The sequence below is a fragment of the Pseudomonas sp. ZL2 genome, assembly GCF_054788455.1.
This window is the reverse complement of the sequence record NZ_JBGOGX010000063.1, coordinates 23,226-35,056: the sequence shown is the minus strand read 5'-3', so window position 1 is coordinate 35,056 and position 11,831 is coordinate 23,226. Positions and strand designations below refer to the sequence as shown.

The window sequence follows — 11,831 nt, the reverse complement described above, 5'->3', positions numbered from 1 at the left end:
GAAAAAAGGGGGGGGGATGGGGGAAGGAGTGGTGGGGCAGTCTTACTTTGATGGGGGGGGGGGGGGGTGGGTTTCCCCCGCGATTGCGTCGGTCGTTACTGCACCGCCGCTTCCTGCACCACGCGGATCACCCGCTGTGGAAAGGGAATGTCGATGCCCTCGGCCTTCAGGCGGTCACGGGCATGCTCGTTGAGCATGAACAGCACGTCCCAGTAATCGGCGGTGTTGACCCAGATGCGCAGCGATACGGTGATCGAGCTGTCGCCCAAGGTCGAAATCACTGCCTGTGGCGCCGGATCCTGGTGCACCCGCGGGTCCTGGGCCAGTTCCAGCAGCACGTTGCGGGCCTTTTGCAGGTCGGCGTCGTAGTCAACGCCAACATCGAACACCACCTTGCGCGTCGGCTGGCGGTTGGTGTTGGTGATGATGCCGTTGGACAGGCTGCCGTTGGGCAGGATCACGGTCTTGTTGTCGCCGGTACGCAGCACGGTATGGAAGATCTGGATGCTGTCGACGGTACCCGCCACACCCTGGGCTTCGATCCAGTCGCCGATACGGAACGGACGGAACAGCAGGATCAGCACGCCGCCCGCGAAGTTGGCCAGGCTACCTTGCAGGGCCAGACCGATGGCCAGGCCCGCAGCACCGATGGCAGCGACGAACGAGGTGGTCTCGATGCCGATCATCGAGGCCACGCTGACAATCAGCAGGATCTTCAGAATGATGTTGGCCAGGCTGCTGATGAAACCTTGCAGGGCCAGGTCGGCGTTACGCAGGGCAAGCAGTTTGCCCAGGCGATAGGTGACCTTGTTGATTACCCACCAGCCGATGGCCAGGGTCAACAACGCCAGCAACAGACGGCTACCGTATTCCATGATCATCGGAAGCCAGGTTTGCGAAGCCTTGACCAGCTGGTCGACCTCAGCGTTCAAATCCATAGTGTGTTCTCCTGATGCCGGGCGGCACAAAGCTGAATAAGACCTGCCGCAAACGTTTCAGCGGCACCTCGGCCCTCGGACGCCAAAAAGGCGCCAAGGTTCCGGGCTCCGTGACTTCAGTCGCGGAAATTGTTGAACTGCAGGGGCATGCCGAACTCTTTGGCGCGCAAGGCGGCGATGGCCTCTTGCAGGTCGTCGCGCTTCTTGCCGGTGACGCGCACCTGCTCGCCCTGGATGGCGGCCTGGACCTTGAGCTTGGCGTCCTTGATATGAGCGACGATCTTCTTCGCCAGTTCTTTATCGATACCCTCTTTGAGCACCGCTTCCTGCTTCATGACCTTGCCCGAGGCGAAGGCGTCCTTCACTTCCAGGCACTGCACGTCGATCTTGCGCTTGACCAGGGCCAGCTTGAGGATGTCAATCATCGCCTCGAGCTGGAATTCGGCTTCGGCGGTCAGGTTGACGGTCAGCTCCTTTTCCTTGAACTCGAAGCTGCCCTTGCCCTTGAGGTCATAGCGGCGATCCAGCTCTTTGACCGCGTTTTCCACGGCGTTGGTGACTTCGTGCTTGTCCAGTTCCGATACCACGTCGAACGACGGCATACCTTTTCTCCAAAAAATAAAGGCACCCTCGCGGCTCTGCTGAAAGAGCGCGATGGAGCGCGCAGGGTTTGACGGTTAAAATACCGGATCATTATAACGGTTGCGAAACGCTGATGAGCAGCACCTGGCATATTCTCGGCGCCGGCAGTCTGGGCAGCCTCTGGGCCTGCCGGCTGGCCCGCGCCGGCAAACCGGTCCGGCTGGTCCTGCGCGACAAGGCGCGGTTACAGGCCTATGAAGCCGCAGGCGGCCTGACCCTGGTCGAACAGGGCAAGGCGCAACTGCAGGCGATTCCGGCGCAACTGGCCGACGACAACACGCCGATCCACCGTTTGCTGGTGGCCTGCAAGGCTTACGACGCCGAACAGGCGGTGGCGCAACTGGCGCCGCGCCTGGCCCGGGACGCCGAGCTGATCCTGCTGCAGAACGGCCTGGGCAGCCAGGAAGCAGTGGCCAATCGCGTGCCACACGCCCGCTGCGTGTTCGCCTCCAGCACCGAAGGCGCGTTCCGCGAACAGGACTGGCAGGTGAATTTCGCCGGTCACGGCTTCAACTGGCTGGGCGATCCGGCCAACCCCGGCGCTCCGGGCTGGCTCGAAGACCTGAGCGACGCCGGCATTCCCCACCAGTGGACCCCGGACATCCTCACCCGCCTGTGGCGCAAGCTGGCGCTCAACTGCGCGATCAACCCGCTGACCGTGCTGCATGACTGTCGCAATGGCGGCCTGCAGGCGCATCACTGCGAAGTCGCCACCCTGTGTGCAGAACTGGCCGAGCTGCTGCAGTATTGCGGCCAGCCGGAAGCGGCCGAGGGCCTCAACGAGGAAGTCGAACGGGTGATCCATGCCACCGCGGCCAACTACTCTTCCATGTACCAGGATGTTCGCCATGGCCGGCGCACCGAAATCCACTATCTGCTCGGCCATGCCTGCCGCACCGCCAGCCGTCACGGCCGGCAGCTGCCGCACCTGGAACGGCTGTACCGGCGCCTGGTCGAACACCTGAACACGCGCGGATTGCCCAGCGACTGAGCACGGCGCTACCCTGCCCTTTCACCTACAGACCGGGATAACGCCTTTCACATGACCTTGCGCGAACGCCTGGAGAACCTGCCAGTCGGCCAGAAGTTGCTGGCCGCCCTGCTGGTGTTGTTGATCACCATCCTGCTGGTGGCCAACCTGACCTTTATCAGCGCTGCCTACTGGATCTCCCAGGAGAGCATGGCCCCGCAGGCCCTGCAGACTATCGGCCGACTGGTGTCCAATCCGCAACTGGCGCAACAGGCCAGCGAGTCGCCGGAAGCCGCCAAAGCCCTGCTCAAGGAACTCGACAGCTACACCCCACTGCGCGCCGCCGCCCTGTACGGCAGCGACGGCAAGATGCTGGCGCAGTTGCAGCATGGTGAAGCCCTGCCGTTGCCCAAGCGCTACCGCAACATCGACAATTGGCGCCTGACCGAATTTCGCAGCACGCAACTGGTGAGCCTGCCCCGTGCGGGCGGCCCGCCCGGCCACCTGTTGCTGGTGGCCAGCAGCGAACTGCCGATGGCCTTCTACACCGGCACCCTGACCGCCAGCCTGGGCATCCTGGTGTTCAGTATCCTGCTGTGGATGATCATCGCCCGGCAGATCAAGCGCCTGATCACCCAGCCGATCTACCAGCTCGAAGAACTGTCGCGCCAGGTCACCCGCGAAGAGAACTACGCCCTGCGCGCCAAACGCGGCAATGACGACGAAATCGGCAGCCTGGCCGACGCCTTCAACACCATGCTTTCGCGCATCGAAGCCCGCGAGCAGCAGCTCAAGCGCACCCGCGACGAATTTCAGGACGCCTACGACCAGGCCCAGGGTCTGGCCGAAGAAACCCGTCACACCAACCGCAAACTGGAGCTGGAAGTTCAGGTACGCAGCAAGATCGAGAAAAAACTCACCGGCTTTCAGAATTATCTCAACAGCATCATCGACTCCATGCCCTCGGCGCTGATCGCCCTTGACGAACAGCTCTACGTCACTCAGTGGAACCAGGAAGCCAGCGCGCTCTCCGGCACACCGCTTGACGAAGCGTTGAACCAGCCGATCTTCCTCGCTTTCGAACCGCTCAAGCCGTTCCTGCCGCAGCTCAAGGAGAGCGTCGAAAAGCACCGGGTGGCGAAGATCGAGCGGGTGACCTGGACCAAGGACGACGACGCCCGCCACTATGCCCTGACCTTCTACCCGCTGATGGGCGGTGGTGGCCGCGGCGTGGTGATCCGGATCGACGACATCACCCAGCGTCTGTCGCTGGAAGAAATGATGGTTCAGTCGGAAAAGATGCTTTCAGTCGGCGGCCTGGCAGCCGGCATGGCTCACGAAATCAACAACCCCCTTGGCGCCATCCTGCACAATGTGCAGAACATTCGCCGGCGGCTGTCGCCGGACCTGGCCAAGAACCAGGAACAGGCCGATGAGATCGGCATTGATCTGCCCACCGTCAACCGCTACCTGGAAAGCCGCGAAGTACCGCAGTTGCTCGACGGCATCCAGCAGGCCGGTGCCCGTGCAGCGAAGATCGTCACCCACATGCTCAGCTTCAGCCGCCGCAGCAATCGCCAGCTGGCGCCTTGCGACCTGCCGGCGCTGATCGACCAGGCGGTGGAAATTGCCGGCAACGACTTCGACCTGACCATCGGTTTCGATTTCAAGGGCCAGGCCATCGTCCGCCAGTTCGACCCTGATCTGGGCCCGGTGCCGTGCACCGCCAACGAACTGGAACAGGTGCTGCTCAACCTGCTGAAAAACGCCGCCCAGGCCATCCACCTGCGCCAGGATGACAGCGAGCCCGGGCGTATCACCCTGCGCACCCGGCTCAATCCGCCGTGGGCGGAGATCCAGGTCGAGGACAACGGTATCGGCATGCCCGAAGCAGTGCGCAAACGTACCTTCGAGCCGTTCTTCACCACCAAGGAAATCGGCCAGGGCACGGGCTTGGGCCTGTCAGTGTCATATTTCATCATCACCAACAATCACAAGGGGCAGATGGAGGTGCAATCGGCACCTGGCCAGGGCACCTGCTTCACCTTGCGCCTGCCGCTTGCCCCCCTGAAGACGGAGTCATGAGCATGGGTTTTCGTTTGTCGAAGATCTACACCCGCACCGGCGACAAAGGTGAGACCGGCCTGGGCGATGGCCGCCGGGTACCCAAGGACCACCCGCGGATCGAAGCCATTGGCGAGGTGGACAGCCTCAACAGCCAGCTGGGTTTGTTGCTGGCCGGGTTGGCCGAGCACAGGCTGGATGAGCTCAGCGAGGTGCTGGCGCCTTGTCAGCACCGGTTGTTCGATCTGGGCGGGGAATTGGCGATGCCCGCTTACCAGGCGCTGAACAGTGCTGAAGTGGAGCGCCTGGAGGCGGCGATCGACCGCTGGAACGAAGAGCTGGGGCCGCTGGAGAACTTTATCCTGCCCAGTGGTTCGGCACTGATTGCCCAGGCCCATGTGTGCCGCAGCCTGGCGCGCAGTGCCGAGCGGCGTTGCCAGCAGTTGAACAGTGTCGAGCCTTTGGCCGGGGTGGGGCTGGCGTATATCAACCGGTTGTCGGATTTGCTGTTTGTCGCGGCGCGGTTGATTGCGCGGCGTCAGGGCGTTGCCGAGGTGTTGTGGCAGGCTGCGGCCAAGCCTTGAGGGCCTCATCGCTGGCAAGCCAGCTCCCACAAAGACTGCATACACCGAACCTTGTGGGAGCTGGCTTGCCAGCGATGGGCTGCAAAGCAGCCCCCTATCAGAGCTCAGGCCAAAATGCGCGGATCCCCGCCACACCCTGAGCGCCATGCAGCCAGGCCTTGTCCAGCTCGGCAGCACCCACGCCACCGAGCAAATACACGGGCTTGCTGAAGCCTTCGATCAGTTGCTGCGCCTGCTCCCAACCCAACGGCACGGCGTGTGGATGAGTCTGGGTCGCCTGCACCGGCGACAGGGTGACGAAATCCACGCCCATCTGCTCGGCCAACGCCAATTCTTCAGCATTGTGGCAGGACGCCGCCAGCCAGCGTTCCTTGGGGAACGGCCGGCCTTTGCTGGCGTACTTGCGCAACTGCTCGGAGGTCAGGTGCCAACCGGCCGCCGGGAAGTCACCCAGCCACTCCAACGGGCCCTTGAGCATCAACTGCGCCTTGCCCGCACACAGCCCGACCGCATCCACCGCCACATCGCGGTACTTGGGGTCGTACATGTTCGGCGCACGCAGTTGCACCAGCTTGATCCCGCCGGCAATGGCCTTCTGGATGCCACGCAGCATCTGCGGAACTTCCAGGCCTTCGGGCGTGATCAGGTATTGCCCCGGCAAGCGCGCGGCAGCAACGATCGGCTGGTTGGCTTCGGGGAAGTCGTAATGCGGCAGCTCCCGCGCGCTTACCCAGGCCAGAGGCTGGCCTTCTGCGCCGTGGGGCTCGCCGGTAAAACCGTTGACCTCCCAGACATCCAGCAGCACCTGCTTGTCCGGGTAATCGTGCTTGACCTTGATCAATGGCCGCGCCGCAGTGACGACGATGCCCAGCTCTTCATGAAGCTCCCGCGCCAGGGCCCGCTCGACCGCTTCGCCGTCTTCAACCTTGCCGCCCGGGAACTCCCACAGGCCGCCCTGATGCTGGCTGTCGGCACGGCGGGCAATCAGGATGCGCCCGTCGGTACCGCGGATGACCGCAGCGGCTACATGCACACGTTTCACCCTTCACGCTCCGCCAGGCCAGCCTTTTGCCAGGCCTGGAAGGCTGGCCACTGGTAGATGGTTTCGATATAGGCCGCCGCTTCTGCCGGCACCTCTACCCGATAGGTGCGCAGGCGCACGGCGATCGGGGCAAAGAAGGCATCGACCAGGCTGACGCGGCCGAACAGGTACGGGCCTGCTTCCTTGGCGGCCAGGCGGCATTCGGACCACAGCGCGACGATGCGGTCGATATCCACCTGCACGTCCAGCGGCACGGTTTCCAGCGCTTCATCCCGGGACAGGTCGAACGGCATGTTGCCGCGCAGGGCGAAAAAGCCGCTGTGCATCTGCGCGCAGGCCGAACGGGCCTGGGCCCGGGCGGCGATGTCGGTGGGCCAGAGGTTGGCGTGCGGGTAGCGTTCAGCCAGGTACTCGGCGATCGCCAGGGAGTCGGCGATTACCCCATGCTCGCTCTTGAGCAGCGGCACCTTGGCAGTGGGCGAATGCTCGAGCAGACGCTGGCGGGTATCGGGCTGGTTGAGTTTGATCAGGGTTTCATCATAGGAAGCACCGGCCAGCTCAAGGGCCAGGGCGGCGCGCAGCGACCAGGAGGAATACAGCTTGTCGCCGATGATCAGTTGGTAGCTCATGGTGCGGCTCCATCAGGGACTTTTCGCGGGTCAAGCCCGCTCCTACAGGTTTTGTAGGAGCGGGCTTGACCCGCGATGAGGTTAGGTACGGTATTCGGCGTTGATTTTCACGTACTCGTGGGACAGGTCAGTGGTCCAGATGGTTTCGCTGCACTGGCCACGGCCCAGCTCGATACGGATGGTGATCTCTTCCTTGGCCATTACTGCCGAGCCCTGGGCTTCGGTGTAGCTGGCGCTGCGCCCGCCCTTGCTGGCGATGCACACATCACCCAGGTAGACGTCGATCAGGCTGACGTCCAGGTCCGGCACGCCGGCACGGCCGACGGCGGCGAGGATCCGGCCCCAGTTCGGGTCGGAGGCGAACAGCGCGGTCTTGATCAGCGGCGAGTGAGCCACGGCGTAGCCGACGTCCAGGCATTCCTGGTGATTGCTGCCGCCATTGACTTCAACGGTGACGAACTTGGTCGCGCCTTCGCCGTCACGGACGATGGCCTGGGCCACTTCCATGCACACTTCGAACACGGCCTTTTTCAGCGCTTCGAACAACGGGCCGCTGGCTTCGGTGACTTCGGCGACATCGGCCTTGCCGGTGGCAATCAGCATGCAGCAGTCGTTGGTCGAGGTGTCGCCGTCGATGGTGATGCGGTTGAACGACTTGTTGGCGCCGTCGAGGATCAGGTCCTTGAGCACCGCCGGCGCCACCTTGGCATCGGTGGCGATGTAGCCGAGCATGGTCGCCATGTTCGGACGGATCATGCCCGCGCCCTTGCTGATGCCGGTGACGGTGACGGTCACGCCGTCATGCTGGAACTGACGGCTGGCGCCTTTTGGCAGGGTATCGGTGGTCATGATGCCGGTGGCGGCAGCGGCCCAGTTGTTTTCCGACAGGTCATCGATGGCTGCCTGCAGGGCGCCTTCGATCTTCTCGACCGGCAGCGGCTCGCCGATCACGCCGGTGGAAAACGGCAGCACGGCGCTGGCGTCGACGCCAGTCAGCGCGGCCAGCTTGGCGCAGGTGCGTTCGGCGGCGGCCAGGCCCGGCGCGCCGGTGCCGGCGTTGGCGTTGCCGGTGTTGGTCAGCAGGTAGCGCACGGTGCCCTGCACGCGCTGCTTGGCAAGGATCACGGGAGCGGCGCAGAACGCGTTCAGGGTGAACACGCCGGCAACACTGGAGCCTTCGGCGCAGCGCATTACCACCACGTCCTTGCGCCCCGGGCGCTTGATGCCCGCAGAGGCGATGCCGAGTTCGAAACCTGGAACCGGGTGCAACGTTGGCAAAGGACCAAGACCAACAGCCATGAAAGCGCTCCTAGAAAAAATGCGCCGGGTCGAGATAACCGGCGCTTGAGATGGAACAACGCCGCGACGGTGAGTACCAGTCGCGGCGCGGTGTTCAGATGTCAGCGGGGTGCAACGACGGTTTGATCAGTCGATCTTGCCGTGGCACTGCTTGAACTTCTTGCCCGAACCGCACCAGCATGGCTCGTTGCGGCCCAGCTTCTGCTCGTTGCGTACGGGCGCGGTGGCCACGGCAACGTCAGTGCCCTCTTCCTGCGGCTCAGCTTCCAGGCCTGGGGCCTCGGCGTGCTGGAACTGCATGCGCGCGGCCAGTTCTTCGGCTTCGCGGCGCAGACGGGCTTCTTCCTCGACCGGATCTTCGCGGCGCACCTGAACGTGCGAGAGCACGCGGATGGTGTCGCGCTTGATCGAATCGAGCAGTTCCTGGAACAGGTTGAACGACTCGCGCTTGTACTCCTGCTTCGGGTTCTTCTGCGCATAGCCGCGCAGGTGGATACCGTGACGCAGGTGATCCATGGTCGACAGGTGATCTTTCCACAGGTCGTCGAGGACGCGCAGCAGGATCTGCTTCTCGAAGGTGCGCAGGGCTTCGGCGCTGGCCTGCTCTTCCTTCTCGTTGTAGGCCGCCAGCAGCTCGGCCATGAGCTTCTCGCGCAGGGTTTCTTCGTACAGGTGGTCGTCTTCGTCGAGCCATTGCTGGATCGGCAGCTTGACCCCGAAATCGCTGGCCAGCGACGCTTCCAGGCCGGCAACATCCCACTGCTCGGGCAGCGACTGCGGCGGAATGTGCTGGGCGACGGTGGCGTCGAGCACTTCCTGGCGGAAGTCGGCGATGGTGTCGCCAATATTGTCAGCTGCCAGCAGGCTGTTACGCATGTGGTAGATGACTTTACGTTGCTCGTTGGCGACGTCGTCGAATTCGAGCAGCTGTTTACGAATGTCGAAGTTGCGGCCTTCGACCTTGCGCTGGGCCTTTTCGATGGCGTTGGTGACCATGCGGTGTTCGATGGCTTCACCGGACTGCATGCCCAGCGCCTTCATGAAGTTCTTCACCCGGTCGGAGGCGAAGATACGCATCAGGCTGTCTTCCAGCGACAGGTAGAAACGGCTCGAACCCGGGTCGCCCTGACGGCCGGAACGGCCACGCAGCTGGTTGTCGATACGGCGCGACTCGTGACGCTCGGAGGCGATCACGTGCAGGCCACCGGACTCGATCACCTGCTGGTGACGCTTCTGCCAGTCGGCCTTGATCTGCGCAACTTGCTCAGGCGTCGCGTTTTCCATGGCGGCGACTTCGACTTCCCAGTTACCGCCCAGGAGGATGTCGGTACCACGGCCGGCCATGTTGGTGGCGATGGTCAGCGCACCCGGGCGACCGGCCTGGGCAATGATCTCGGCTTCTTTCTCGTGGTACTTGGCGTTGAGGACCTTGTGATCGATGCCTTCCTTCTGCAGCAGGTTGGACATGTGCTCGGAGGTTTCGATGGTCGCCGTACCCACCAGGACGGGGCGGCCCTGGGTCATGCTTTCCTTGATGTCGGCGATGATCGCCTGGTACTTCTCTTCGGCAGTCAGGTACACCAGGTCGTTGAAGTCCTTACGGGCCAACGGCTTGTTCGGCGGGATCACCATCACGTTGAGTCCGTAGATCGACTGGAACTCGAACGCTTCGGTGTCGGCGGTACCGGTCATGCCGGACAGCTTGTTGTACAGGCGGAAGTAGTTCTGGAAGGTGGTCGAAGCCAGGGTCTGACTCTCGGCCTGAATGTTCAGGTTCTCTTTCGCTTCGATCGCCTGGTGCAGGCCTTCGGACAGACGACGGCCCGGCATGGTACGGCCGGTGTGTTCGTCGATCAGCAGGATCTGGCCGTCCTGGACGATGTATTCAACGTTGCGATGGAACAGCTTGTGCGCGCGCAGGCCGGCGTAGACGTGGGTCAGCAGGCCCAGGTTGTGCGCCGAGTAGAGGCTCTCGCCCTCGGCCAGCAGACCGACCTGGGTGAGCATCTCTTCGATGAACTGGTGGCCGGCTTCGTTGAGTTCAACCTGACGGCTCTTCTCGTCGATGCTGTAGTGGCCTTCCTGGGTAACCTGGCCCTCGACTTCCTCGATGTGCTGCTTGAGGCGCGGGATCAGCTTGTTGATCTCGATGTACAGCTTGGAGCTGTCTTCGGCCTGGCCGGAGATGATCAGCGGGGTACGGGCTTCGTCGATCAGGATGGAGTCGACTTCGTCGATCACGGCAAAATTCAGCTCACGCTGGAATTTCTCTTCCATGCTGAAGGCCATGTTGTCGCGCAGGTAGTCGAAACCGAATTCGTTGTTGGTGCCGTAGGTGATGTCGGCGGCATAGGCGATGCGCTTCTCTTCCGGCGGCTGGAACGGCGTAACGACGCCGACGGTCAGGCCGAGGAATTCGTACAGCGGACGCATCCAGTTGGCGTCGCGGCGGGCCAGGTAGTCGTTCACCGTGACCACGTGCACGCCTTTGCCCGACAAGGCATTGAGGTACACGCCCAGGGTTGCGACCAAGGTCTTGCCTTCACCGGTACGCATTTCTGCGATCATGCCTTCGTGCAAGGTCATGCCGCCGATCAGCTGCACATCGAAGTGACGCATGCCCATGACCCGCTTGCCGGCTTCACGGGCAACCGCGAAGGCTTCAGGCAACAGCTGGTCGAGGGTCTCGCCTTTGGCCAGGCGCTCTTTGAACTCTGCGGTCTTGGCGCGCAGCTGCTCATCCGAGAGGGCCACCATCTGCTCTTCGAAGGCATTGACGATCTGTACCGTCTTGAGCATGCGTTTGACTTCACGCTCGTTCTTGCTTCCAAAAAGTTTTTTTAACAAAGGCGCAAACATATCGGCAGGATCTTCCACACGTGGGGATGGAGGGCGGCCCCGTAAGTCGCCCGTGCAGCCCTTATGGCCGCATGCGAACGAGCATTCTACCCGGAAACGATGGTGAGGAAAGTGGCGGATTTCCACGATGCTGGCACAGCGCTTTGACGGGGCATGGTTAAAATAAGGCCTTTTTCGCCAACTTCAACCCATTGCAACATGAAGTTTTACCCTGACTGCCTGGCCAAGGCTTACCACAGGCGATCTGCTAAGATGGCAGCTCTGTAACTTCAGGTGTCCCTTCATGGCTTTTCGCCCCTCGCCAGCCCGCGCCCCCGCTGTTCTTCTGCGCGAAGCCCGGCCGCTCAAAGCCCTGTTCAGCCAGGCCCAGCGCCTGGCGCAACTGCAGAAGCTGCTCGACAGCCAGTTGCAGCCGGCTGCCCGTGAGCATTGCCACATCGCCTCCTGGCGCGAAGGCACGCTGCTGCTGATCGTCACCGACGGCCACTGGGCCACCCGCCTGCGGTACCAGCAAAAACGCCTGCAACGCCAGTTGCAGACCCTGGAGGTCTTCGCCAGCCTGACCCGGATCCTGTTCAAGGTGCAGCCACCGACCACCCAGAGCCGGGCGGTCGGGCACACCGCAGACCTGTCGAGCCGCGCGGCCGAGAGCATTCAGGCGACGGCGGAGGGCATCAGCGATCCCAAGCTGCGGGCAGCGCTGGAGCGGCTGGCCAGCCATGCGCGAGACAAGGATTCGGCGGACGGCTGATATTCCGTACATGGGACTGCTGCGCAGCCCATCGCCGGCAAGACCGGCTCCCA

Annotated in this window: 10 protein-coding genes; 4 read left to right on the top strand and 6 right to left on the bottom strand. The window is 62.9% G+C overall.

Features of this window, described 5'->3' with window-relative positions:
- Positions 1-95: 95 nt before the first annotated feature.
- Positions 96-938 carry a mechanosensitive ion channel family protein gene (locus ABM562_RS26975; RefSeq protein ID WP_115085447.1) on the bottom strand — a complete coding sequence of 281 codons (843 nt, stop codon included), beginning with the start codon at positions 936-938 and terminating at the stop codon, positions 96-98.
- Positions 939-1,054: 116 nt separating this feature from the next.
- Positions 1,055-1,540, bottom strand: coding sequence for a YajQ family cyclic di-GMP-binding protein (locus ABM562_RS26970; protein WP_010220808.1), 486 nt, complete (start codon positions 1,538-1,540; stop codon positions 1,055-1,057).
- A 113-nt stretch (positions 1,541-1,653) separates the two neighbouring features.
- Here ABM562_RS26970 and ABM562_RS26965 point away from each other — a divergent pair, with 113 nt between their 5' ends.
- From ABM562_RS26965 to ABM562_RS26955, 3 genes are read left to right on the top strand one after another with little or no spacing between them, the layout of a single operon-like run.
- A complete protein-coding gene (locus tag ABM562_RS26965) occupies positions 1,654-2,571 on the top strand; it encodes a putative 2-dehydropantoate 2-reductase (RefSeq protein WP_258578343.1) in 918 nt (305 codons plus the stop codon).
- A 51-nt stretch (positions 2,572-2,622) separates the two neighbouring features.
- Positions 2,623-4,635 carry a sensor histidine kinase gene (locus ABM562_RS26960; RefSeq protein WP_460423912.1) on the top strand — a complete coding sequence of 671 codons (2,013 nt, stop codon included), beginning with the start codon at positions 2,623-2,625 and terminating at the stop codon, positions 4,633-4,635.
- A 2-nt stretch (positions 4,636-4,637) separates the two neighbouring features.
- Positions 4,638-5,198: a cob(I)yrinic acid a,c-diamide adenosyltransferase gene (locus tag ABM562_RS26955; RefSeq protein WP_115085444.1), complete on the top strand. Its 561-nt coding sequence runs from the start codon at positions 4,638-4,640 to the stop codon at positions 5,196-5,198.
- 97 nt (positions 5,199-5,295) lie between these two features.
- Here ABM562_RS26955 and ABM562_RS26950 read toward each other — a convergent pair whose 3' ends face one another.
- The 4 genes from ABM562_RS26950 to secA all read right to left on the bottom strand — a co-directional run bounded on the left by ABM562_RS26950 (position 5,296) and on the right by secA (position 11,027).
- Positions 5,296-6,240 carry a Nudix family hydrolase gene (locus tag ABM562_RS26950; protein ID WP_134061432.1) on the bottom strand — a complete coding sequence of 315 codons (945 nt, stop codon included), beginning with the start codon at positions 6,238-6,240 and terminating at the stop codon, positions 5,296-5,298.
- Positions 6,237-6,869: a glutathione S-transferase gene (locus ABM562_RS26945; RefSeq protein ID WP_115085442.1), complete on the bottom strand. Its 633-nt coding sequence runs from the start codon at positions 6,867-6,869 to the stop codon at positions 6,237-6,239. The genes ABM562_RS26950 and ABM562_RS26945 overlap by 4 nt, the downstream gene beginning before the upstream one ends.
- A gap of 81 nt (positions 6,870-6,950) precedes the next feature.
- The gene (argJ, locus tag ABM562_RS26940; protein WP_460423911.1) at positions 6,951-8,168 is read right to left on the bottom strand and encodes a bifunctional glutamate N-acetyltransferase/amino-acid acetyltransferase ArgJ; all 1,218 of its coding nucleotides are present in this window, start codon (positions 8,166-8,168) and stop codon (positions 6,951-6,953) included.
- A gap of 126 nt (positions 8,169-8,294) precedes the next feature.
- Positions 8,295-11,027 carry a preprotein translocase subunit SecA gene (gene secA, locus ABM562_RS26935; protein ID WP_233674228.1) on the bottom strand — a complete coding sequence of 911 codons (2,733 nt, stop codon included), beginning with the start codon at positions 11,025-11,027 and terminating at the stop codon, positions 8,295-8,297.
- A 283-nt stretch (positions 11,028-11,310) separates the two neighbouring features.
- Between secA and ABM562_RS26930 the strand changes: the two genes are divergently transcribed.
- The gene (locus ABM562_RS26930) at positions 11,311-11,778 is read left to right on the top strand and encodes a DUF721 domain-containing protein (RefSeq protein WP_115085439.1); all 468 of its coding nucleotides are present in this window, start codon (positions 11,311-11,313) and stop codon (positions 11,776-11,778) included.
- Positions 11,779-11,831: the final 53 nt, after the last annotated feature.